The sequence below is a fragment of the Collinsella aerofaciens genome (assembly GCF_020181355.1).
GTDB lineage: Bacteria > Actinomycetota > Coriobacteriia > Coriobacteriales > Coriobacteriaceae > Collinsella.
Genome location: NZ_CP084004.1, coordinates 692,032 through 716,343 on the forward strand (window position 1 = coordinate 692,032; position 24,312 = coordinate 716,343).

15 protein-coding genes and 4 rRNA genes are annotated in these 24,312 nt (G+C 59.7%); 4 read left to right on the forward strand and 15 right to left on the reverse strand.

Annotated features, from left to right (window positions below; genetic code table 11):
- Window positions 1–15 precede the first annotated feature (15 nt).
- On the forward strand, window positions 16–981 hold the full coding sequence (locus tag LCQ44_RS03000; RefSeq protein WP_225094039.1) for a DNA/RNA non-specific endonuclease: 966 nt from the start codon (window positions 16–18) through the stop codon (window positions 979–981).
- A 130-nt stretch (window positions 982–1,111) separates the two neighbouring features.
- Here the strand turns inward: LCQ44_RS03000 and LCQ44_RS03005 are convergent, their stop codons facing one another.
- The 4 genes from LCQ44_RS03005 to LCQ44_RS03020 form a co-directional block, all read right to left on the reverse strand.
- Entirely contained in the window at window positions 1,112–3,187 is a 2,076-nt protein-coding gene (locus LCQ44_RS03005) for an elongation factor G (RefSeq protein WP_215674451.1), read from the reverse strand.
- Between the two features lie 310 nt (window positions 3,188–3,497).
- On the reverse strand, window positions 3,498–4,262 hold the full coding sequence (locus tag LCQ44_RS03010; protein ID WP_161145455.1) for an amino acid ABC transporter ATP-binding protein: 765 nt from the start codon (window positions 4,260–4,262) through the stop codon (window positions 3,498–3,500).
- Window positions 4,255–4,908: an amino acid ABC transporter permease gene (locus tag LCQ44_RS03015; protein ID WP_006235606.1), complete on the reverse strand. Its 654-nt coding sequence runs from the start codon at window positions 4,906–4,908 to the stop codon at window positions 4,255–4,257. Before LCQ44_RS03015 ends, LCQ44_RS03010 begins: the two co-directional genes overlap by 8 nt.
- Window positions 4,908–5,768, reverse strand: a complete 861-nt coding sequence (locus tag LCQ44_RS03020; protein ID WP_225094040.1) for a transporter substrate-binding domain-containing protein — start codon at window positions 5,766–5,768, stop codon at window positions 4,908–4,910. Before LCQ44_RS03020 ends, LCQ44_RS03015 begins: the two co-directional genes overlap by 1 nt.
- Window positions 5,769–6,107: 339 nt before the next feature.
- On the opposite strand from LCQ44_RS03020, the gene rlmD reads away from it, so the two are divergent.
- On the forward strand, window positions 6,108–7,556 hold the full coding sequence (gene rlmD / locus LCQ44_RS03025; protein WP_161145454.1) for a 23S rRNA (uracil(1939)-C(5))-methyltransferase RlmD: 1,449 nt from the start codon (window positions 6,108–6,110) through the stop codon (window positions 7,554–7,556).
- A 78-nt stretch (window positions 7,557–7,634) separates the two neighbouring features.
- On the opposite strand, the gene LCQ44_RS03030 is transcribed toward rlmD, so the two are convergent.
- From LCQ44_RS03030 to tilS, 5 genes are all read right to left on the reverse strand, one after another.
- A complete protein-coding gene (locus LCQ44_RS03030; protein WP_022093941.1) occupies window positions 7,635–8,456 on the reverse strand; it encodes a phosphatase in 822 nt (273 codons plus the stop codon).
- A 165-nt stretch (window positions 8,457–8,621) separates the two neighbouring features.
- Complete coding sequence (locus tag LCQ44_RS03035; RefSeq protein ID WP_118081740.1) at window positions 8,622–9,806, reverse strand: pyridoxal phosphate-dependent aminotransferase; 1,185 nt, start codon at window positions 9,804–9,806, stop codon at window positions 8,622–8,624.
- Between the two features lie 189 nt (window positions 9,807–9,995).
- The gene (ftsH, locus tag LCQ44_RS03040) at window positions 9,996–12,071 is read right to left on the reverse strand and encodes an ATP-dependent zinc metalloprotease FtsH (protein WP_225094041.1); all 2,076 of its coding nucleotides are present in this window, start codon (window positions 12,069–12,071) and stop codon (window positions 9,996–9,998) included.
- 61 nt (window positions 12,072–12,132) lie between these two features.
- The gene (hpt, locus tag LCQ44_RS03045) at window positions 12,133–12,681 is read right to left on the reverse strand and encodes a hypoxanthine phosphoribosyltransferase (protein ID WP_006235600.1); all 549 of its coding nucleotides are present in this window, start codon (window positions 12,679–12,681) and stop codon (window positions 12,133–12,135) included.
- 148 nt (window positions 12,682–12,829) lie between these two features.
- Window positions 12,830–14,371 (reverse strand): tRNA lysidine(34) synthetase TilS, encoded by a 1,542-nt coding sequence (gene tilS / locus LCQ44_RS03050; RefSeq protein WP_196022818.1) that lies wholly within the window; start codon window positions 14,369–14,371, stop codon window positions 12,830–12,832.
- A 48-nt stretch (window positions 14,372–14,419) separates the two neighbouring features.
- Here tilS and LCQ44_RS03055 point away from each other — a divergent pair, with 48 nt between their 5' ends.
- A complete protein-coding gene (locus LCQ44_RS03055; RefSeq protein ID WP_225094042.1) occupies window positions 14,420–15,229 on the forward strand; it encodes an MBL fold metallo-hydrolase in 810 nt (269 codons plus the stop codon).
- Window positions 15,230–15,311: 82 nt separating this feature from the next.
- On the opposite strand, the gene LCQ44_RS03060 is transcribed toward LCQ44_RS03055, so the two are convergent.
- Window positions 15,312–15,743, reverse strand: coding sequence for an Hsp20/alpha crystallin family protein (locus tag LCQ44_RS03060; protein ID WP_195240017.1), 432 nt, complete (start codon window positions 15,741–15,743; stop codon window positions 15,312–15,314).
- Window positions 15,744–16,019: 276 nt separating this feature from the next.
- Between LCQ44_RS03060 and LCQ44_RS03065 the strand changes: the two genes are divergently transcribed.
- Entirely contained in the window at window positions 16,020–16,487 is a 468-nt protein-coding gene (locus LCQ44_RS03065; protein ID WP_195622357.1) for a hypothetical protein, read from the forward strand.
- Window positions 16,488–16,616: 129 nt separating this feature from the next.
- On the opposite strand, the gene rrf (LCQ44_RS03070) is transcribed toward LCQ44_RS03065, so the two are convergent.
- From rrf (LCQ44_RS03070) to rrf (LCQ44_RS03090), 5 genes are all read right to left on the reverse strand, one after another.
- A 5S ribosomal RNA gene (gene rrf / locus LCQ44_RS03070) occupies window positions 16,617–16,732 on the reverse strand.
- A 147-nt stretch (window positions 16,733–16,879) separates the two neighbouring features.
- Window positions 16,880–19,854 (reverse strand): 23S ribosomal RNA (locus LCQ44_RS03075).
- A gap of 400 nt (window positions 19,855–20,254) precedes the next feature.
- Window positions 20,255–21,760, reverse strand: a 16S ribosomal RNA gene (locus tag LCQ44_RS03080).
- The 16S, 23S and 5S rRNA genes sit together here, the layout of an rRNA operon.
- Before the next feature lie 423 nt (window positions 21,761–22,183).
- Window positions 22,184–23,878, reverse strand: a complete 1,695-nt coding sequence (locus tag LCQ44_RS03085) for a phospho-sugar mutase (RefSeq protein ID WP_225094043.1) — start codon at window positions 23,876–23,878, stop codon at window positions 22,184–22,186.
- A gap of 245 nt (window positions 23,879–24,123) precedes the next feature.
- Window positions 24,124–24,239 (reverse strand): 5S ribosomal RNA (gene rrf / locus LCQ44_RS03090).
- Window positions 24,240–24,312 lie beyond the last annotated feature (73 nt).

Here is a 24,312-nt window from a genome sequence, read left to right on the forward strand (position 1 = left end):
TAGCCAGGAGCCTCAATGTCGCGCAAGTCCGCCTACAAGCAAGTCCTTTCCATCGGCACCGCCGTGGTGCTGGGGTTTGCGCTGTTTACGGGATCGCTCGACGGAGCTCCCAAGCTGCTGTCACCGCAAAGCGATGAACAGGCGGTAGCTCTGGCCGAGAAGCAAAACGAGAGTCCCAAGCGCACCGGCAACGAGGCAGACCTGGTCGCCCGGCTCGAATCGGGAACAGCCAGCTCCGAGGACTCCGGCGATGGCTCCGAATCCGCCGCACCCGACACCGGTGACGCCGCTTCCGAGGACAGCTCCACCACCCCCATCGACGAGGTCGAAAACCCCGACCTTAACCGCGCCCGCGGCGTATACCTCAGCAGCATTCCCGACTACGCCGGCAACCCCTACGTTGCCCTTCGCGCCGACAGCACGCACCCGCTCGGCACGCCATCATTCACACTCGATGAATACGATCGCGCCACCGAAGAGGGCTGCTTTAAGAAATTCTCCAAGCTCGACAGCCTGGGCCGTACTCGCAAGGCGCTCGCCTGCGTAGGCCCCGAGTCGCTCGGACAGGGAAAACGCGGCGATATCTCGCGCATCCATCCTGCCGGTTGGCACCAGCAGCGCTACGACTTTATTCCGGGCCAGAGCCTCTACAATCGCTGCCACCTTATCGCCTGGTCGCTCTGCGGCGAAAACGCCAACCGCAAAAATCTCCTCACCGGCACGCGCTATCTCAACGAGACGGGCATGCTACCGTTTGAGGAGCAGATTCTTAACTACATCCACGACACGGGCAACCATGTTCTCTACCGCGTCACGCCCATGTACAACGAAGAGGAACTTGTCTGCCGTGGCGTGCGCCTTGAGGCGCAATCGATCGAGGACCACGGCAAGACCCTCTGCTTCCACGTGTACTGCTACAACCTGCAGCCGCATGTGCAGATCGACTACGCCACCGGCCGCAACCAGGCATCTGGCGACTAGTACCGACAGCGCCGCCCGTAACCCAAAAAAATGATCCGTTTTCCTCCGTCCCCAAGGGATCAAAAAGAGCCGCCCCGGTTACCCAGGGCGGCCCTTGCATCGGCATGCATGTTGCAGGCAAAACCACGCGTTACTTGGCGCGGCCCTCCTCATAGCGCTCGACCAGCTTGGCCTGAACGTCATAAGGCACCTGCTCATAGCCTGCGGGCTTCATGGTAAAGTCACCCGTGCCGCGCGTGATAGAGCGCAGGCGCGTCGAGTAATCCGTCAGCTCGGCCAGCGGCGCCTGGGCAATAACCACGGTATCGCCGCGCTCATCGGTCTCCATGCCCGTCACGCGACCGCGCGATGCCGAGATGTCGCCCATCACGGCGCCGGCGTAGCTCTCGGGGATAGTCACCGTGATTTCCTCGATGGGCTCCAGCACCACCGGGTCGGCATCGGCGCATGCCTTGCGCAGGCCGATGCGAGCCGCCGCGCGGAACGCCATCTCGTTGGAGTCGACGCTGTGATACGAGCCGTCGTACACAGCAACGCGAATGCCCGTGAGCGGATAGCCGGCAATGATGCCGTCCTTCATGGTCTCCTGGACGCCCTTGTCCACGGCGGGGATCAGCGATCGCGGAATGCGGCCGCCCACGACCTCGTCCACAAACTCATAGCCGTCGCTCGTGCCGTCGGGCCCAATGAGCGGCTCCACGCGCAGCCAGCAGTCGCCGTACTGACCGGCGCCGCCGGTCTGCTTCTTATGGCGGCCCTGGGCACTTGCCGTACGGCGAATGGTCTCGCGATACGGAATGCGGATCGGCACGCTCTTGGCCACGACTTTGGTGCGATCCTCCAAACGGTTGAGCAGCACCGAAACCTGCGCCTCACCCACCGCCGAAATGATGGTCTGGCCAGTCTCCTCGTCACGATCGATGCTCATGGTCGGATCAGCCTTGCACGCCTTCTCGATAAACGTATAGAGCTTCTCTTCGTCGCCACGGTTCTCGGCCTCGATGGCAATGCGGTACTGCGAGTTGGGGAACTTAAACGCCGCCGCCTCGACCTTACCGGTAATGGAGAGTGTGTCACCCGTCTCGGCAGCCAGCTTGGGCGCCACGATGATGTCACCGGCATAGGCGTGACCGACCTCGGTCATGTCACGGCCGCACATCACATACAGGTGGGCCAGACGATCGCTCTTGCGGGTACGCGCGTTGATCAGCTCAAGACCCGGCTCAAGCGTACCCGTCAGCACCTTGATAAAGCTGATGCGACCCTGCTGCGGATCGGCCAACGTCTTAAACACAAACGCCACCGGACGATCATCGTCGCTCGAAATCTTGAGCGAATCGCCGTCGATGAGCGGCATCTCGCCGTAGTCCGTCGGCGCCGGGAAGTATGTGGCAATGTCGTCCATCAGCGAGTTGACGCCCTGCTCCTTAATGCAATCGCCCGCAAAGACCGGCACAAAGATGCGCTCGGCAATCGCCTTCGACAGCAAGCCCTCAAGCTCCTCCTGCGTCAGCGTCTCCTCGCCTTCCAAGTACTTCATCATCAGCTCATCGTCAGCCTCGGCCACCAGCTCGCACAGATGGTCATGGGCTTCCTCGGCCTGGGCACGATACTCCTCGGGAATCTCCGACTCAACGGCTTCGGTGCCGTTGCAATGGCGCGCCTTCATGCGCACCAGGTCGATGATGCCGTCAAAGTCCTCGCCCTCGCCCCAGGGAAGGGTCACGGCGCCCAGGCGCGTGCCAAAGCGCTCTTGCAGCAGGTCCATCGTGGTCGCAAAGCTGGCCTCGGAGCGCGACAGGCGGTTTACGAACACCGCACGCGCCAGGCGCAGGTCCTCGGCGGCATACCAGAGCTTAACCGTCGTAGGCTGCGGGCCGGCCTCGGCGTCGACCACAAACAGAGCCGTCTCGCAGACGCTCATCGCGGCAAAGGCGTCGCCGATAAAATCGGGGTAGCACGGGGCATCGAGCACATTGATGCGCGCGCCCTTCCAGTCGATCGGCGCGATGGTCGTCGAGATGGAAAATGCACGCTTGACCTCTTCGGGGTCATAGTCGAGCGTGGGCTTGGTGCCGTCGTGGCCGCCCAGGCGGGCGGTCTTGCCGGAAAGGTGGAGCATGGCCTCGGCGAGTGAAGTCTTGCCCACCCCGCCTTGGCCTACGAGCACCACGTTCCTTACATTGCCGGTCTTGGGAGCACCCATGATGACCTCCTTGCAGGGCCGCGCGCAATGCGCGACGCCAACGGGGAGAGTTCGCGGTCGGTGCCATCCCGGGAGCAGCATGGTCGGCAGCCGAGCCGACTCACCCTCCAAATGTCCTATGCCACCACCCTACCCTCACGGGCGGCTGTCCATGCATACCTTTCGGCGCACGTATGAATACAGGCGGCGAGAGGAAGAGACAAGCTTGTGAGGCGATTATTGAACCCCGTCGATGCAAACAAAAAGCCGCCACAGACCGTAAGACCTGCGGCGGCTTCGCCTCAATTAATAGTTGAGTAAATGCTTGAGCCTACCCCTCGATACGGCTCAAGAACTCACGGGTACGTTGCTCTCGCGGGTGATCGATAACCTGCTCGGCCGGACCCTCCTCGACAATGCGGCCTCCGTCCATAAAGACCACGCGATCGGCAACATCGCGCGCAAACTGCATCGCATGGGTCACGATCACCATCGTCATATTCTGCGCCGCCAGGTCTTTAATGACACGCAGCACCTCGGCCGTTAGCTCGGGATCGAGCGCCGAGGTCGGCTCGTCAAAGAATAAGATTTCCGGATCGAGCGCCAGGGCGCGGGCGATACTCACACGCTGTTGCTGACCGCCCGAAAGCTCACACGGCACCTTGTTCTCGTTGCCCGTCAGCCCCATTTGTGCAATCAGCTCGTGAGCGCGGGCTTCCGCCTGCTCGCGCGGACGCTTAAGCACGCGAATCGGCGCATCGGTGATGTTTTTCATCACCGTATAGTGCGGGAACAGGTTGTAATTTTGGAACACCAGGCCGAATCGCGAGCGCGCCTGCTTGGGCACATCGCCCTTCGCATAGACCGCGCCCGAACCCGCATCCGTCGCAACGGCAAGGTCGCCAAACGAGAGCGAGCCTCCGTCGAGTGACTCGAGCAGCGTGGCACACCGCAGCAGCGTGGACTTGCCGCCACCCGAAGGCCCGATAATCGCCACGACCTCGCCACGCTTCACCTCAAGCGAGATATCCTTGAGCACCTCATTGCCGCCAAACGCCTTACGCGCGTTCGATATATTCATTACCGAATTAATCATGGTAGTAATCCAATTTTTTCTCGGCGGCGCCCAGCAGCATCTCGACGACGAAATTAAAGACCCAGTAAATCAGCGCCGCGATCGCAAACGGCACCATGCTCACCTGCGAGGCGACCAGCGCCTTGGCCGTCGAGAACATCTCACCCACGCCAATGGCAAACGCCAGCGACGTGTCCTTGACCAGCGTGATGATCTCGTTGCCCATCGCCGGCAGAATACGCTTGGCGACCTGCGGCATCACGATATACAGAAACGTCTGCACGCGCGAATAGCCCAGCACCTCGGCAGCCTCGTATTGACCGCGCGGAATGGACTGCAAGCCCGAGCGATAGATCTCGGCAAAGTAACCGGCGTAGTTGATGATGAACGCCACGACGCACGCCGTCCACTTGGAATCGGGCGTGAGCGAAATGCCAAACACGTAGTACGGGGCAAAGTAGATGGCAAACATCTGCAGCATGAGCGGCGTACCGCGCATGACCGAAATGTAGATGCGCGCAATCCAGCGAAGCGGCGCGATTTTGCTCATGCGCATAAACGCCACGGGGATTCCCAGCGGAATCGACCCCAGCAGTGTCAGCACAAACAACTGCAAACTGACCAAGAATCCCTGGCCAAGCATCTGCATCATGACCTGAATAGACATTACTTGAGCACCCAATTATCGAAAGATAGACCATAGCTTGAATACTTGTCGCAGAGATCCTTAACCGTACCGTAATCGTAGAGTGCCTTGAGCGACTCGGTCACGGCGTCGGCCGACTTGGTGTCGCCCTTCTTAAAGCCGACGGCGTAGTGCTCGCTGGACAGCGGCTCATCAAGCTGCGTATAAGCATCGGGCTTGGCGGCAAGCTGATACTGGGCAATCGAAAAGTCGCAAGCCACGGCATCGACCGCGCCGCTCTCGAGCTGCATAAACGCCGTGTTGTACTCACCGATGGTGTCGAGCGTGGCAAACGTCGCCGCCAGATCCTTCTGGTCACCCTCAAGCACATCCTGCGCAGCGGAATCGGTCTGGGTAATCACGGTCTTGCCGGCAAGATCGTCCCAGCTCTTGATGCCTGCATCCTTCTTTACCACCAGCACCTGCTCGTTGAGCATGTACGGCTCGGAGAACGTGTAGTCGTCCTCACGGCCCTCCATGGTAAAGCCATTCCAGATGCAGTTGATGGCGCCCGAGTTAAGCAGCGTATCCTTGGCATCCCAGTCGATGGCCTCGTATTTGACCTCCCAGCCCTGCTTATCGGCAACAGCCTTGGCCAGATCGAGATCAAAGCCGGTGTACTCGCCATCGTCGCCCACAAAGCCGTACGGAGGATAGGACTTATCAAAGCCCACCACGAGCTTCTTGGACTCCGCAGCGCCCTTCACATCCTTGGCCGCGGCAGAGCCAGCAGCGGAGCCCTTGCCGGCACCACCGCCGCAACCGACAAGACCAAGGCCAAGCACCGTAGCGAGCGAGCCGGCTAGACCAACAAACTGACGACGAGACATATCGGTGTTCATGGTATCCCCCCTTGATGGCACTTTAGTTAAGTAAAGTGAGTCGTGTAACGTCCAGAATCATACACTTTAGTGAGATGGAGTACAAGGGAGGGTTTGCCCGCCGGGTGCCGGGGCAGGGGTTAAGTTTGCTGCTCTACAGTCCTGCTCGCGACGGAGAGCACATTAAGTGCTCTCCTGTTCGTGCGGAACTCGCGACAAACTTAACCCCTGCCCCGGCACCCGGCGGGCAAACGTCGTTGGGTTTATCACTGACATGAAGTGGGCGCTTGCATATCGTCCGCTAGCTTGGCACGATACAATGCTTTCAGATTTCAATTTGTAAATTAGTGGGGTTAATTCATGGCAGAATCTCGTGCGGAGCGTAAGGCTCGTCGTGCTTTGATCGAGGCGGCTGAGGGGTCGGGGGAGAAAAAATCTTCTAAGAAATCCAAGTCGTCTCTGAATGCGAAGGGTAAGTCGGCTAAGGGCAAGGCTAAGGCCAAGCGTCCCGGCTCTCGTCGGAGCGAGGATAAGGCATCTCAGACTCGCTCCAAGCGCCCGTATAAGAATCCGGTTCCGTCTGCGCGTGAGGCTGTGGATCCCAAGTCTCCCTGTTCCATCATGAGAGCTTGTGGCGGATGCACGGCGCTCAATCGTCCTTATAAAAAGCAGTTGGCAGCTAAGCAGGCTGCTATGGAGGAGCTTTTTGCTTCGCTTTGTGAGCGTGAGGGCATTGCTGTAGATCCTATTCGTGGCATGGGTGTCACCCTGGGCGACCCGGGCAAATATCCTGCGCCGCGCGGTTTTCGCCATAAGGCCGCCACTCCCTTTGCTCCCGGTAAGGAGGGCGCTGTCCGTTGCGGTTTCTTTGAGCGCGGCACGCACAAGATCGTTGCCGTACCCGAATGCCCCGTCGAGGCACCGGGCGCCCGTCAGATTCTCAACGGCATCGCACGCGAAGCTGAGCGGCTGCATATTCCCGCCTTTAATGAGGACAAGCATCTTGGTTTGCTTCGCTATGCCGTCGTCCGCTGCGGTTGGCGTACCGACCAGGTCATGGTCACGCTCGTGACCGCTCAGCGCGACTTGCCGCATGCGCAGGAGTTCTTTGAGGCTGTCGCCGCACTCGATCCGCGCATCGTCACCGTCGCCCAAAACATCAACGGACGCCCCGGCAACGCCATCCTCGGCGAGGAAACCCGCATCGTGTATGGCGCCGAATGCATGCGCGACCAGCTGCTCGGCTGCGAATTCGACATCTCCCCCACCGCGTTTTATCAGACCAACCCGCAACAGACCGAGCTGCTCTATCAGCTCGCTATCGACGGCATGGATTTGCACCAGGGCGATGTGCTCATGGATGCCTACTGTGGCAGCGGTACCATCGGTCTTTGCGCAGCTAAAGATGCCCAGAACAAGGGTATCGGCATTATGCTGCTCGGCGTTGAGCGCAACCCGGCGGGCATTGCCGACGCACGTCGCAATGCCGAGCTCAACGGCCTCACCCGCAGCGCTTGGTTTATGGCCGACGACGCCACCGACTACATCCTGGATGCCGCCGACAACAACGAACGCGTCGACGTTCTTTCCATCGACCCGCCGCGCGCCGGCTCCACGCCCGAGTTCCTCGAAGCTGCCTGCGCACTTAAGCCGCGCCGCATCACCTATATCAGCTGCAACCCCGTGACCCAAGAGCGCGACCTGCACCAGCTCCTCGACGGAGGCTATCGCCTGCTCAAGATCACGCCAGTCGACATGTTCCCTCACACCGACCACACCGAAACCGTAGCGGTCCTCGAACGCCGCTAACCAACCTCAGTAGATTTTTGGGACAAGAAAGGGGGCGACCCGCCTGGGCCGCCCCCTTCGCTTGGTTTATAAACTCCGCTACATCCCATTGCGCAGATCGCACACGCCGGCTGCCGCCATCTCGCACAGCAGCGTCTCGCGGTCGCGCGTCACGATCAAATCCAGTGGGAAGTGAATCTCGTCGAGCATCTTGCGCGCGTGATCGAGCTTGCCAATGGCCATGCCAATGTGGGCATCGGTCGACACGCCAATGCCCACGCCCAGCTCGGCGCAGCGCTCGGCAATCTTGCGGCATACGGCCCAATGCTCAGTGTCGACACCGTGTTCAAGACTATGGTTGTTGATCTCGATAATCTTGTGCTTGGCCTTAGCTGCCAACAGCACCTCGTCGATATCGAACGGCACGCCCGAACGCCCCGTGTGACCCAGCATGAACACCTTGGGGTGCTCCAGGGCATTGATATACATCTCGGTCGTCTGGGCCAGCGTCGCGCCCTCAGCAATCTGCGGATTATGCACGCTCGCAACCAAATAATCCAAATTACGCGTAACCAAATCGAACAGCGAATGCTGACGGCTGTACGAATCGCCGGCAATATCGAGCGTGACAGGAGTGTCCTCGCCAAACAGGCTTCCGTCCAGCGAAACGATATCGGCCTCGGCACCACGCAGCACCAGCACGCCGCTCCAAATGCGCGGCCAGATATCCTGGTTGATAAAGAACTGGTAACTGCGCAGGTCATTGGGGCAAGCCGTAACCATAGAGCTCAAATGGTCGGCAGATCCGAGCACCTGCAGACCACGCTCTGCCGCCCAGTACACATTCTCCTCAATGGTCGAATATGCATGCGCAGAGAACATCGTATGGGTATGAATGTCACAAGAAAGCAGGTAGGGCATCAGGTCTCCTTATCTGGCACGGCCGTCGCTTATATTCATTGTACGCATAGCCTTCGATAGTCGTAAAACCACTCCATCCCAAAGACACAACGTCCATGACAACGGGGTCCGGCTTAACACCAAACCCCGTTTCACGTAAAACATTGTAGGCAGAGCGCTTTACTTTTAACGATACTCGTCCGCCAACTGTTTCCAAGCGGGTAGCGAATTGACAATCGTTTCGTAGCTCACGCAATAGCCCAGGCGGAACCAACCCGGCATACCAAAGCTGTCCGAGGGAACCGCAAGCAACTCATACTTCTTTGCGCGCTCGCAAAACGCATTCGCATCGGGCTCCAATGCTTTCACCCATAGGTAGAACGCGCCATCCGGCTCAACATAGGTGTAGCCATACTCCGCTAGTGCGTCGGTAAGCGCGGTGCGGTTGCGTGCATAGGCCTCAACGTCACTCGGCTCATCGATGCAGTCGATAATTACGCGCTGAAAGAGCGCCGGCGCGCACACGAAGCCCAGCGTACGGGCGGCACCGGCAACGGCCGGCATCAGACGGGCAGCCTGCGGATTGGTGTTGGGAACCAAGATCCACCCCACGCGCTCACCCGGCAGCGACAGCGACTTGGAATACGAGTAGCACACGATGGTGTGCTCGTAGATCGAGGGCACCCAAGGCACCTCGGCACCGTACACGATCTCGCGGTACGGCTCATCCGAGATGAGCATAATCGGATTCTCGGGATCGCGCTGAGCGTTGGCCTCGCGCAGAACATTGGCCAGTCGCGTCAGCGTGTCGCGCGTATATACGGCACCGGTCGGGTTGTTGGGCGAGTCGATAATGACGGCTGCCGTCTTGTCGGTGATCGCCTTGAATACGTTATCCACGCTCAGCTGGAATGTGTCCTCGTTGGCAAGCGCCTCGACACACGTGCAGCCGGCCTTCTCAATCCAAACGCGATACTCCGGAAAGTACGGGGCGATAACAATAACCTCGTCGCCCGGATTCGTAACGGCGTTGAGCGCGCAGGTGAGCGAAGCCGCGGCACCCACCGTCATAAAGACGTCTTTGCCCTCATAGCTCGTACCAAAGCGGCGGTTGAGCGATTCGGCCACAGCGGCACGACATTGCGGCAGGCCCGGTGCGGGCGTGTAGCCGTGCAGCTGGTCGCTCGGCAGCTCCAGGGCCTTCTTAATGGACTCCGCCACAGCAGCGGGTGCCGGAACGCTCGGATTGCCCAGCGAAAAATCGAATACGTTTTCCGCACCGATCTGCGCCTTGCGCTCAAGGCCATAGCTAAAAATCTCACGGATGATGGAGCTTTCCGCACCGCGAGCATACATAGTTTCGTTGATCATCTGTTCCCCTTTCGCATAGGCGCTATTGTACGCTTTAGCCGAGCAAAGTGCCGCAGCAATGTTGATTGGGGACAGACTTAAATGCGTGAAAACGCTCATTTAAGTCTGTCCCCAATCAACAGACGGCCCCATATCGCTCAAAAGAAAAAGCCTCCGCAGGTTTCCCCGCGGAGGCTTTCGCCACAGAGACTATTTGTCGGCGTCGGTGTCGGCATCGACGACGGCATGGTCATCGTCAGCATCATCGGATGCGGCTTCGGCATCCTCCTGCATGGCCGCCTGCGCAAAGGCCGCGGCATCAGCCGCCAGCTCCTCCTCGCTCATTCGAGGCACGCGCTTCTTGGTCGGCATGCCGGCCGCCTTGGCATTGCGCTCCTCCTTGGCCGCCAGGATATCGCCCTCGCGCTCAAGGTAGGCATTCCACTCGTTGTCGAGCAGGGCGTTCACGGCGTCGCCCTCGACGGTCTCGCGCTCAAGCAGCACCTTCGCCATCAGATCGAGCTGATCGCGACGGGCGTCCAGAATCTCGACCGCACGACGATGGGCCTCACGCATAATGCGCTGGACCTCGATATCGATGCGGCGCGCCGTCTCCTCGGAGTAATCCTGGTGATCGGCGTAATCGCGACCAAGGAACACCTGATGTTGCGCCTCGCCAAACACTTGCGTGCCCAGCTCCTCGCTCATGCCCAGGCGCGTGACCATCTCGCGCGCCATCTTGGTTGCGCGCTCCAGATCGTTGCTCGCGCCCGACGTGATGTCATCGCACATGAGCTCCTCGGCAACGCGACCGCCCAAAAACACGGCGAGCTCGTCGAGCATCTCGTTCTTGGTCTTGAGGAAGTGGTCCTCCTGCGGAAGCTGCAGCGTGTAGCCCAGCGCCTGGCCGCGGCTGACGATCGAGATCTTGTGGACCGGATCGGAGTGCTCCAGGATGTGACCCACCAGGGCGTGACCGCTCTCGTGGTAGGCAATCGTGGTGCGCTCGGCCTCGGTCATCACGCGACCCTTGCGCTGCGGTCCGGCAATCACGCGCTCCATCGATTCCTCGACCTCGTCCATCGAGATCACGGAACGATGGCGGCGGGCAGCCAACAGCGCAGACTCGTTGAGCAGATTTGCCAGATCGGCACCAGTGAAGCCAACGGTCATCTGGGCGAGCTTCTCAAACTTAACGTCCTCGTCCATCGGCTTGTTCTCGGCATGCACGCGCAAGATCTGCTCGCGGCCCTTCACATCCGGACGGTCGACCGTAACCTGACGGTCAAAACGACCGGGACGCAGCAGCGCCGGATCCAGAATGTCGGGGCGGTTGGTGGCGGCGATCAGGATGACCGACTCGCTTTCCTCAAAGCCGTCCATCTCGACCAGCAGCTGGTTGAGCGTCTGCTCGCGCTCGTCGTGACCGCCGCCCAAGCCAGCTCCGCGCTGACGTCCCACGGCATCGATCTCATCGATGAAGATGATCGACGGGGCCTGGGACTTGGCCTCCTTAAAGAGGTCACGCACACGGCTGGCGCCGACACCTACGAACATCTCGACAAAGTCGGAACCCGAGATGCTAAAGAACGGCACGCCCGCCTCGCCGGCAACGGCCTTGGCCAGCAGCGTTTTACCGGTGCCCGGAGGGCCAACCAGCAACACGCCACGCGGGATCTTGGCGCCCAGCTTGCGATAGCGATCCGGATCGCTCAAAAAGTCACGGATCTCCTCGAGCTCCTCGACTGCCTCGTCCACTCCGGCAACGTCTTCAAACTTGACCTTGGGGCGTGTGGCCTCGTTGGTCTTGGCGTTGGTCTTGCCAAACTGCATGTTCCTGTTGTTGGCGCCCATCATCTGGCGCATAAAGTAGAACATGATGGCGATAAGGGCGATCGTCGGAAGCACACTCATCGCCAAGTCGCCCCAAAAATCGGGATCGCTGGTGTTGACGATGTACTTGGTATCGGGGTGCTCCGCCATGAGCTCGGCAAGCGAATCGGAGCCGACATAGGTCGAAGAGAAGCTCTTGAGCTCGCTCGTATCGCCCTTGTCCTTTTTTGTCTTCCAGTAATGACCCGTCACGCTTCCGTCTTGAACCGTATAGGTCAGATCTTCGACGCAATCCTGCTTGATGGCGCTGACCATCTCGCTCGTCGCGAGCTTAACGGTATTGCTGGAGCTGGCAAAGCCGGAACCCATATTAAAGAAGGCATAGCCCAGAAGCGCGCAAGCCAAAAGAAAATACAGCCAGCCCGTACGCGTGGGCTTCTTGCCTCCGGGCATCCCCGGGATCTTAGGCTCCCGGGGAGTCTGGGAATTGTTATCGTTATGGTCGTCGGGCATCTTACGAATAAACCTCCGGTTTCAAAATGCCCAGATACGGAAGGTTACGATAGCGCTCGGCATAGTCGAGGCCGTAGCCCACCACAAAGGCATCGGGGCAATGGGTTCCAACATACTTGGGCGTGATGGCCGAGGTGCGGTCCTCAACGTCCTTCCACAGGAAGGCAGCGACCTCCAGCGAAGCGGGCTTGCGGCTCTCGAGGTTCTTCATCAGGTACTTGAGGGTCAGGCCCGAGTCCAGAATGTCCTCGACGATCAGCACGTCGCGACCACGGATGTCGATATCCAGATCCTTAATGATACGCACGATGCCCGAAGACTTCACACCGTCGCCATAGCTCGAAACAGCCATGAAATCGATGTTGGTCGGTAGCTCAATCTTGCGCATCAGGTCGCCCATAAAGACAACGGCACCGCGCAGAACCGCGATCAGCACCAGATCCTTACCCGCGTAGTCGCGAGTGATCTCCTCGCCCAGGCGAGAAACGATGCCGTCGATATCCTCCTGCGTAAACAGAACCTTCTCGATATCCGGATGTTGAGAAGCCATGACAACCCTTTCTTGTGCTTAATCGCCCACACACCGCCGTATGGACGCGAACTACACATTCTAGCAGCGCACGGGGTATATTTTCCAGCCCGCGCACCATCAGCGCGGGAATACCGTCAACGCCGCACAGAATAGCTGGCGTAGGACGCTATTCCGCATCGACCACACGAAGCAGATATGCCACGCGCGTTGCGGCCGTGCACTTAAAACGCTCGTCCGCGCGAACTCCGGCGACCCACACCACGGCACCTCCCGGCGCCGTCCTCACCATGGGCACGCCGGCGCGCTCGGAAACGGGAATGCGAGCCTCGCCTAGCAAGTCGGATACTTTCTTGCTTCGGCCACTCATCCCTAACGGGCACATCACGTCTCCCGGTGCGGGACCGTCCACCCACAGGCGCGCCAATCGCGCCTCGACAGGGATCTTGCCACGCGAGCCCGCCAGGATCCGCTCACTATCGCTGTCGGCAAAACCCAGGGCAGCCGCGTCTACCAAAGCTGTCACTTCCCCGGCAGCCGCAAGCTCACGGGCGCGACGCACGATATCGCATCCCGGCTCAACGGCCATCGGTTCTGTGACCAGCATACGTCCCCCGCCCAACGGCAAACGACCGGGTACGGTAACCCAGTCCGCGACCAGGCCCTCGCGAGCCGCCGGCGCCTTAAACGCCAGCATGCCAAACTCAATGCGTGCGTCAATCCCCGCCGGAAGCGTGACCGAGCCGGCGCCCTCGGCAACGCAGGAAAGGACTCGCTCCACATGTCGCATCTCTGGACGAGCGTCCGGATCGATGCGCTTAATCGCCAGTCGCACGATGCGCCGCGCGATTACCACCTCGGCCGCAGCAAGGCGTCTGGCATCGAGCACTAGCGCGCCCGCCGCCTCCTTGCGCAGGCAGCTTCGAAACGCCTGCGCCGACAGCTGGGATAGAAACGCGTCTTCGTCACCCAAGATCTCACAGGCGGCGCCAATCGTCTTGCACACGCTCGCATTACGCTGTGCCACCACTGGCATTACCCGATGGCGCACGTAGTTTCGCAGATACGAGATATCCTCATTGCTCTCGTCTTCACGCCACGGCTGACCATGTACCTGTAGATAGCCCACAAGCTCGCCATGAGTTAGGTCGAGCAAGGGACGCACCACGATATTCCTCCGGCGAGGAATGCTCGATAGACCAGCGGGCCCCGAACCCTTAATCGCGTTCATCAAAAACGTTTCCGCGCGATCCGAAGACGTGTGCGCGGTGCAGATACGAGCCGCCGTTCGCGGTGCCCCCGTCTGGGCGCAGAGTTCGCGAACATACCTCCGCGCCGCGGCATAGCGCACCTCGCGGGCCGCGGCCTCAATATTGCCCGACTCCCCATCAAAATAAGCGTGCTCCACACACAGCGGTAAACCATATTGCGCGCAGAGCTCACGCACAAAGGCCTCGTCGCCATCGGACGCCTTGCCGCGCAGATGATGGTTTACATGCAGCACGTGCAGTCGCTCGCGCGCGATGGGAGCTACACCACGCCCATCCTGAATATCCAACTTTGATGTGCACGCCATAAGAAGCAGTGCCGTCGAGTCCGCACCACCTGATACCATGAGCACCACGGGGGCAGCCGTCTGCCGCGTTGCCAGAGCTTTATCATCAGCCCACGATGCAGCATGGTGTCCATAATGCTGAGATACCGTTGGCATTTGCTTCCTCCTCTATTCGTTCGCACCCATTGTATCCTTTGGAATCTTATGTCTCGTCTGCACCTTCATATCCTTGGCAGCGGCTCAAAAGGCAACTGCGCGCTCATCGAAGGCCCCCGGGGGCTCATCATGATTGACGACGGTCTTTCTCGCCGCGAGACATTAAAGCGCATGGCAGAACTGGGGCTCTCGGCAGACAACGTCTCGGCTCTTCTCATTACTCATGAGCATAGCGATCACATCAAGGGTCTCGATGTCTGGTGCAAGCACTGGCACGGCCCCCTCTTTGCCAGCAGGGGCACACTTTCGAGCAAAGAAAATCTTTCGCATCTGCCTGTCGAGGAATTCGATCCCGGTGACACCCTATCCATTACCGGCATCCACGTGCAAACCTACTCAACATCACACGATGTCATCAATCCAGTCGGCTATCGATTCGATGCCCTCGATGATTCCATCGGCATTGCCACCGACACCGGAGAGCTATCGAGCCAAGCCATGAACACCCTCAAAGATTGTCGAGTCCTCGCGCTCGAAAGCAACCACGATGTGACTATGCTGCGCGAGGGAGAATATCCCCGCTTTCTTCAGAAGCGCATCCTGTCTGCAAGGGGACACCTCTCCAACGACCAAGCCGCCGAAGCCGCGCGCGAACTTGTTACCGATCGCACCGAACAGCTCATTGCCATGCATATCAGCCAAGACAACAATCGTCCGAGCCTTACCGTCAAAAGCTATGCCAAAGCTCTAGCCGCAACCCTGGATGACGAGCTCGGCAGCTCCGCCACCCTTCTCCAAGGATCGCGAAAACTCTCGATACGCCCCGCAAGCCAGTATCGGCCAGCAACCATTCAATAGACTGTCCTAAACAGCAAAAGGGGCCGGGAATCGCTTCCCAGCCCCTTTTGTTGTCTTTTAATAGCGAAGAACACCAACGAAGTTATTCGATGGAGATCTTCGTAACGTTCTTCTTCTCGACGATCTTGGGAACCGTAACGGTCAGGATGCCGTCAGCGTACTTAGCCGAGAGGCCCTCGCTCGAAGCGTCCTTAAGATACACGCCACGCGTCGCGCTGTACGAGCTGAACTCCTTCTGCAGGAAGTTCTTGCCCTCGTTCTCCTCGTCTTCCTCGACATTCACGCTAATGGACAGACGGCCCTCGTTAAGCTCGACATCGATATCGTCCTTGGCGACGCCGGTCAGATAAGCCTTGACCTCATAGCCATCGCCCTTATCCTCAACGTCAACGGGGAACGCCTTGGAAGCAATCGAGTTGTTTGCAAGGTCGGTCATATCATCAAACAGATCGAACAACGAGCTAGCAGAAGGACGAACGCCAAAAACCGAACGATAAGGAACCATGCTTGCCATGTTTACCACTCCTTTTAGGACTGCCGAGCCATCTTCTAGGTGACTGGGACTTCTTTTGACGCTCTTATATATGCCCACACAGTGCTTATATATACATCGACTATAAAGTTTTTTGAGTCCAGTACTATAAGCATATCTAAGTGTGTATGACTCAGGTTTTAATAAGGTTAAGGTTCTTTGAACCAGAGCTTAAATAACAAGTATGTTCGCAGCTACAAATAACAGGGGGCTTACAATGAGCGCGTACACGTTGTTGGTAACGAGCTAAAGGGCATCATGGACGACCAAAACCAGAACAATATGTTTATGCCGACGCAGGGCGAAGATACTTCTACGCAGCCGCCACGGTTCCATCGCCCCCACATCTCGCAAGAGCCCATTAATGATCCGGAGCCCGAATATGTGACGAGAAATCGATATCAAACGCTCGAGGATGCCCAAACGGGACGTAAACATATGGGCGTCGCCTCGGGAGACCCTGTATATCTGAAAGACGCACCATTATCTAAAAACAGCACAGCTAGTGAGGAGCCACTGAAAGCATCCGCCGCTCATCAACAAAGAGGTCCACGACCCAAGCAAACCTTGACGCATTCGGCTCGCTATCTCGAAACGCCAAAACAGGGAAAATCAATCTTCGTTTCATCAAGTAAACGACGCAAGCAGCATCGACTGACAATCCTGCTTTTGATCATTGTGGCCATAGCAGTTGCCCTTGTTATTCGATTTATCTTCTTTAAATAAGGGCTCAATACCAAAAACGATAAGATCGTCTCGTGTAATTGAGTCATTTACGCCCCGTAAACGCAAAAAGGGGGAGGCCGCGAGGCCTCCCCCTTCTCAGTTCAAGCGTACGGCTCGGTGCCGTCCACCGGTCAGCGGCGCCCTGGCCTCCCACGGGCTGACCCCGCAGTACTCTCGGCGCGATGGGGCTTAGCTTCCGGGTTCGGAACGGGACCGGGCGTGCCCCCCATGCTCTGGCCGCTGACCGGTGGGCGGCGCCCACCGTTACGGTGTCCGGGTGTCTCTCTCACGTGCCCTGGGGGCCGCATGGCGTATAGGAAAGGTCTGACTCGGGGGCATCCTCGTGCCCGGACCGCGCATGAGCGCTGGGTCCCGCGGGCCGCGAGGTGCGGTTCCGGAAGAGCTCGGGCGATTAGTGCGGCTCGGCTGAGGACGTCGCCGCCCTTGCACCTGCCGTCTATCGACCAGGTAGTCTACCTGGGCCCTTACCGGAAGGAGAACTAATCCCTGGAACGGCTTCCCGCTTAGATGCCTTCAGCGGTTATCCGCGCCGCACGCGGCTACCCGGCCGTGCCGTTGGTCGACAACCGGTTCACCGGAGGTGCGTCCACCCCGGTCCTCTCGTACTGGGGGCAGCCTCCATCGATTCTCCTGCGCCCACGGAGGATAGGGACCGAACTGTCTCACGACGTTCTGAACCCAGCTCGCGTACCGCTTTAAACGGCGAACAGCCGTACCCTTGGGACCTGCTCCAGCCCCAGGATGCGATGAGCCGACATCGAGGTGCCAAACCTTGCCGTCGATGTGGACTCTTGGGCAAGATCAGCCTGTTATCCCCGGAGTACCTTTTATCCGTTGAGCGACGGCCCACCCACTCGGGGCCGCCGGATCACTAGAGCCTGCTTTCGCACCTGCTCGGCTTGTGGGCCTCGCAGTCAAGCCCGCTTGTACTCTTGCATTCAAAAGGACGGTTGCCGACCGTCCCGAGCGGACCTTCGCGCGCCTCCGTTACCCTTTAGGAGGCGACCGCCCCAGTCAAACTGCCCGCCTGGCACGGTCCCCGAGCCGGTTGACGGCCTCGGGTTAGGACGCCGGTCGCGCGAGGGCAGTATTCCAAGGGCGGCTCCCCGGGGGCTGGCGCCTCCGGATCTGTGCCTCCTGCCTATCCTCTACACGCGGGACCAGCGGCCAATGCCAAGCTGCAGTGAAGGTTCACGGGGTCTTTCCGTCCTTCCGCGGGTAAGTCGCATCTTCACGACCAGTGCAATTTCACCGGGTCCATGGTCGAGACAGCGCCCAAGTCGTTGCGCCTTTCGTGCAGGTCGGAACTTACCCGACAAGGAATTTCGCTACCTTAGGACCGTTATAGTTACGGCCGCCGTTTACCGGGGCTTGGCTTCGGGGCTTCGCCGAATCGGCTAACTCCTCCGCGTGACCTTCCGGCACCGGGCAGGCGTCAGACCCTATACGTCGCCTTGCGGCTTCTGCAGAGTCCTGTGTTTTTGGTAAACAGTCGCTTGGGCCTCTCCACTGCGGCCCGCCTCCGCTCCCGGAGCAAGTCCGTTCACGTACGCGCGGGCACCCCTTCTCCCGAAGTTACGGGGCCATTGTGCCGAGTTCCTTGACCATGGTTGACCCGATCGCCTCGGTATGTTCTACCCACCCACCTGTGTCGGTTTGCGGTACGGGCGCGCACGCGCCTGCCTAGGGGTTTTTCTAGGGACCTCGGGCTCACTCGCTTCGCTCAGTCGCTTCGTCCGGAGCCTCGCCCTTCTGCGGACCGGATTTCCCTGGTCCGCGGGCCGCGCTCCATCACGGGGACGTCCAGAACCCCGCCGAGCCACCCCCATCCGTCGCCCCGTCGGTCGTAGCGCCGCGTGCGCGGTGCAGGAATGTCTGCCTGCTGCGCGTCGGCTACGCCTACCGGCCTCGCCTTAGCCCCCGACTGACCCTGGGAGGATTAGCCTTGCCCAGGAAACCTCGGGTTCACGGCGGACGAGTTACTCTCTCGTCTCTCGCTACTCATGCCAGCATTCTCACTCCCATGCGCTCCACCGTCGGTCGCCCTCCGGCTTCTCCGCCCATGGGAAGCTCCCCTACCGATTCTAATGAATTAAAATCCCGCCGCTTCGGTGTCCAGCTTAGCCCCGTGTATTGTCGGCGCATGTCCACTCGACCAGTGAGCTGTTACGCACTCTTTGAATGGATGGCTGCTTCTAAGCCAACATCCTGGTTGTCTGGGCGGACGCACATCCTTTGCCACTCGGCTGGAACTTGGGGACCTTAGCGGGCGGTCCGGGCTGTTTCCCTCTCGAGCACACAGCTTAGCCCACATGCTCTGACTGCCGCGCTCTGGGCCGCCGGCATTCGGAGTTCGGTTGGATTCGGTAGGCGGCGAAGCCCCCTCGTCCATCCGGTGCTCTACCTCCGGCGGTGAACGCGCGACGCTAGCCCTAAAGCTATTTCGGGGAGAACGAGATATCTCCGGGTTTGATTGGCCTTTCACCCCTATCCGCAGGTCATCGCCGCCGTTTTCAACCGACGTGCGTTCGGCCCTCCACGGGGTCTTACCCCCGCTTCAGCCTGCCCACGGATAGCTCACCCGGCTTCGCGTCCGCGGCGCGGGACTCAAGTCGCCCTGTTAAGGCTCGCTTTCGCTTCGGCTCCCTTTCGGTTAACCTCGCCCCGCGCCAGCGACTCGCTGGCTCATTCTACAAAAGGCACGCCGTCACACCATAAAGGTGCTCCGACTGCTCGTGGGCGCACGGTTTCAGGTACTGTTTCACTCCCCTCCCGGGGTGCTTTTCACCTTTCCCTCACGGTACTGGTGCGCTATCGGTCACAGGGTAGTACTCAGGCTTGGATGGTGGTCCACCCAGGTTCGGACCGGGTTTCACGTGCCCGGCCCTACTCAGGGACCGCGTCGCGCCGTCCGGTCTGGGTTCGCGTACGGGGCTGTCACCCGCTGCGGCCGGCCCTCCCATGCCGTTCCGCTCCCCAGCCGGACCTGCGCCCGGGGGCGGCAGCCCCCGGATGCGCGGCCCTGCAACCCCGTCGGCGGAACCCCTGCCGGGTATGCCCGCTCGACGGTTTGGCCATCGGTCCCCTTTCGCTCGCCGCTACTCGGGGAGTCTCGAGATTGATTTCCTCTCCTCCGGGTACTTAGATGTTTCAGTTCCCCGGGTTGTCCTCCCCGCCCCTATGTGTTCGGGGTGGGGATATGCACACTGCTGTGCATGGGTTCGCCCATTCGGAGACCCCCGGGTCGAAGGATGTGTGCTCCTCGCCGGGGATTATCGCAGCTTGCCGCGTCCTTCATCGGCTCCCTGTGCCAAGGCATCCGCCGTGCGCCCGTGGTATCTTGCGGGACCGCATCGGGCCCGCGGGATATCCACGTGTCGCTAATTAAGTTAAATTAATCGATATCATGAATAGCGCTCGTATGTCGCAATTCGGGTATCTCATACCGCGGCACAGTCTTCACTGTGCTCGCGATCAGATGCTCCTCACTCATTTATAAGTGAATTCTTCTTGTTTGGATCGGATGAATGATTGCTATCATTCTGTCTGATAAATCGCAGAAAAGAATCGAGTCTGGAAGAATGATCTTCCATCTCTCTCCTATCGCTATGCGGCTCTCAAGGTACGCGGGTGCGACCCCGGGGACCGGGTGCTGCGGGGAATCATCCGTGGCGGGACATCTACCGGACGGGCTCCTGCCCTCTATTCGAGTTAAAGTTTGTCTCTCTAAGAATTAATCTCCCTAGAAAGGAGGTGATCCAGCCGCACCTTCCGGTACGGCTACCTTGTTACGACTTCACCCCCCTCACCCTCCACACCTTCGGCGCCTCCCCCCTTGCGGTTGGGCCGGCGACTTCGGGTGCAGACGACTCGGGTGGTGTGACGGGCGGTGTGTACAAGGCCCGGGAACGCATTCACCGCGGCATGCTGATCCGCGATTACTAGCAACTCCGACTTCATGGGGGCGGGTTGCAGCCCCCAATCCGAACTGGGGCCGGCTTTCCGGGATCCGCTCCCCCTCGCGGGGTGGCATCCCTCTGTACCGGCCATTGTAGCACGTGTGCAGCCCAGGGCATAAGGGGCATGATGACTTGACGTCGTCCCCGCCCTCCTCCGCCTTGACGGCGGCGGTCCCGCGTGGGTTCCCGGCATCACCCGATGGCAACACGCGGCGGGGGTTGCGCTCGTTGCGGGACTTAACCCAACATCTCACGACACGAGCTGACGACAGCCATGCACCACCTGTATGGGCTCCTCTCGGCCACGGGGTCTCCCCCGCTTCACCCATATGTCAAGCCCTGGTAAGGTTCTTCGCGTTGCTTCGAATTAAGCCACATGCTCCGCTGCTTGTGCGGGCCCCCGTCAATTCCTTTGAGTTTTAGCCTTGCGGCCGTACTCCCCAGGCGGGACGCTTAATGCGTTGGCTGCGGCACGGGGGGATCGTCCCCCCACACCTAGCGTCCATCGTTTACGGCTGGGACTACCAGGGTATCTAATCCTGTTCGCTCCCCCAGCTTTCGCGCCTCAGCGTCGGTCTCGGCCCAGAGGGCCGCCTTCGCCACCGGTGTTCCACCCGATATCTGCGCATTCCACCGCTACACCGGGTGTTCCACCCTCCCCTACCGGACCCAAGCCGCGGAGGTTCCGGGGGCTTCGGGGGGTTGAGCCCCCCGCTTCGACCCCCGGCCTGCCGGGCCGCCTACGCGCGCTTTACGCCCAATGAATCCGGATAACGCTCGCCCCCTACGTATTACCGCGGCTGCTGGCACGTAGTTAGCCGGGGCTTCTTCTGCAGGTACAGTCTTGACTCTTCCCTGCTGAAAGCGGTTTACGACCCGAAGGCCTCCGTCCCGCACGCGGCGTCGCTGCGTCAGGGTTCCCCCCATTGCGCAAGATTCCCCACTGCTGCCTCCCGTAGGAGTCTGGGCCGTGTCTCAGTCCCAATCTGGCCGGTCGGTCTCTCAACCCGGCTACCCGTTGTCGGCACGGTGGGCCGTCACCCCGCCGTCTACCTGATGGGCCGCGGAGCCATCCCCTCCCGTCGGGGCTTTAGCCGGGGTGCCATGCGGCACCCCGGGGTATCCGGTATTACCCGTCCTTTCGGGCGGCTATCCCGGGGGAGGGGGCAGGTTCTCCACGTGTTACTCAGCCGTTCGCCACTCGCTTCCCTCCGGAGAGGGGTGCCGTTCGACTTGCATGTGTTAGGCGCGCCGCCAGCGTTCATCCTGAGCCAGGATCGAACTCTCCGTCCAAATATGTTGGGCTTCGAGCCCGTCCGGTCCTCTCAGTCCATCGCTGATCGGTTCCGTTCGATTCATATGGTTTTAGTATAGGAAAAGGAATTTCTCGGGGCCGCCTCTCGGCGGCCTTGCGAAAAACAAATCCAAGTTAGACCATTTCAAATGGTTCGATGTCTGCCCGGATGCGACACTCGATGTGTCCATCCTCGCAGTATCCGGTTCTCAAGGTGCACGCTTTGCGGCTCATCCGGTTCCACCGGGCCGCGCGGCAAGGAGATATATTGCCAGACCGGAGGGGCGCCGTGGGCGGGAATCTGGTCGTACACATTTCCTACACAGTTTGGGATTCTCAGCTGTATTTGCCAGTAATAAAGAGGGGACCTCGTTTCCGAGATCCCCTCCTCTGTTTATCTATAGAAATAGGCTTTCAAAGCCTTAGGCCAGCAGCTTGCGACCGGACTCCTCAATCGCGTCAAGTGCTGCATCTGCCTCGGCGGCATCCGCGCCCTTAGCGAAGATGTACAGCTTAATCTTGGGCTCGGTGCCGGAAGGACGAACAATACCCTTGTTGCCGCCCTCAAGATCGAACTCAATTACGTTAGCCTTCGGCAGGCCGTTCACGCAGGTGTTGTAATCCACGACGGCCTCAATCTTGGAACCGGCGAGCTCCGCGGGCGGGTTCTCGCGCAGACCAGCCATGATGCCGGCCATCTTTGCCGCACCCTCAGCGCCCGGATAGCTTAGCGAAATCGTCTTGTTGTGATAGTAGCCATACTTCTCGTACAACTCGTGCATCGCATCGGCAAGGTTCTTGCCCTGGAGCTTATAATACTGCGCCATCTGGCAAATCAGAAGCGAAGTGCTGACGGCGTCCTTGTCGCGCACGTGGTCGCCGGCCAGATAGCCGTAGCTCTCCTCAAAACCGAAGATAAAGCGATCGACCTCGCCAGCATCGGAAAGAGAAGTAATGATGTCGCCGATGTACTTGAAGCCCGTCAGGCAGCGGCGGAGCTCAAAACCGTACTCGTCGGCCAGAGCGTCAACCATGGCAGAAGAAACGATAGTAGTAACGGCAACCTTCTTAGTAAGGTCCTCACCGCGGGCAGCACGGGTCTTGCAGATATAGTCGAGCAGCAGAACGCCCATCTCATTGCCGGTCAGCAGCAGATAGTCATCGCCATTCTTAACGGCAACGCCAACACGGTCGGCGTCGGGATCGGTTGCAAGCAGCAAATCAGGGTGAACCTGCTCGCAGAGATCGATGCCCTTCTGCATGGCCTGACGGATCTCGGGGTTAGGATACGGGCAGGTCGGGAAATCGCCGTTAGGCTCCTTCTGCTCGGGAACAACCGTGACATCGGTGATGCCAGCGCGCTCGAGCACCGTCGTGACGGGAATGAGGCCGGTGCCGTTGAGCGGAGTGTAGACGAGCTTAAGCGGAGCGCCAGCGATCTCCTCGGTAGAAAGGTTAGTCACGCCGCGGGCGAGAACGGCGTCGTAATAACGCTCGAGGCACGAGTCGTCGATCCATTTGACCAGACCCTGCTCAAGAGCCTCATCGAAGTCCATGGACTTCACGCCGGTGAACGTATCGGTCTCGGCGATAGCCTTAGAAATTGCATCGGCGGCCTCGCTAGTAATCTGGCAGCCGTCGGGGCCATAGGCCTTATAGCCGTTATAAGGCGCCGGATTATGACTAGCGGTCATGCAAATGCCACCAGAGCACTTAAGGTCGCGGACGGCCCAGGAGAGCGTCGGCACAGGAGAAATCTTGGGATACACGAGGGCAGTCACGCCGTTTGCTGCAAGAATGGCAGCCGTCGTCTTGACGAACAGCTCACCTTTATTGCGGCTATCACGAGCGATGGCGACCGTCGGATGCTCGAAGGTCGCATTGAGGTAGTCAGCAAATCCCTGGGTCGCACGACCGACCGTATAGATATTCATACGGTTAGTGCCCGCACCGATAGTGCCGCGAAGGCCGGCAGTACCGAAGGCGAGATCCTGGAAGAAAGCGTCGGTAATGGCGTCCTCATCACCCTGCTCCTTCATCGTGTTAAGCTCAGCGAGGAGCTCCTCGTCCTTGACATTGGCAATCCAAGTATCAAGCAGCTCATGAACATCTGCCATGTGAGTCCTTCCGTCACAATCAATAAAACGACCCGTGTAAAACAGGACAAGCGCAGCAGTGCGCTAAAGCAAATATTAGTCCATTGAGAACAAAGAACCGACCAAAGAACGGTGAACGTCTATATTCAGCGGTGGATGATTGGATTGATTTAATTGCTTAGTGAATGCCGCCTTTAACGCAAAAAGGGGGAGGCCGCGAGGCCTCCCCCTTCTCAGTTCAAGCGTACGGCTCGGTGCCGTCCACCGGTCAGCGGCGCCCTGGCCTCCCACGGGCTGACCCCGCAGTACTCTCGGCGCGATGGGGCTTAGCTTCCGGGTTCGGAACGGGACCGGGCGTGCCCCCCATGCTCTGGCCGCTGACCGGTGGGCGGCGCCCACCGTTACGGTGTCCGGGTGTCTCTCTCACGTGCCCTGGGGGCCGCATGGCGCATAGG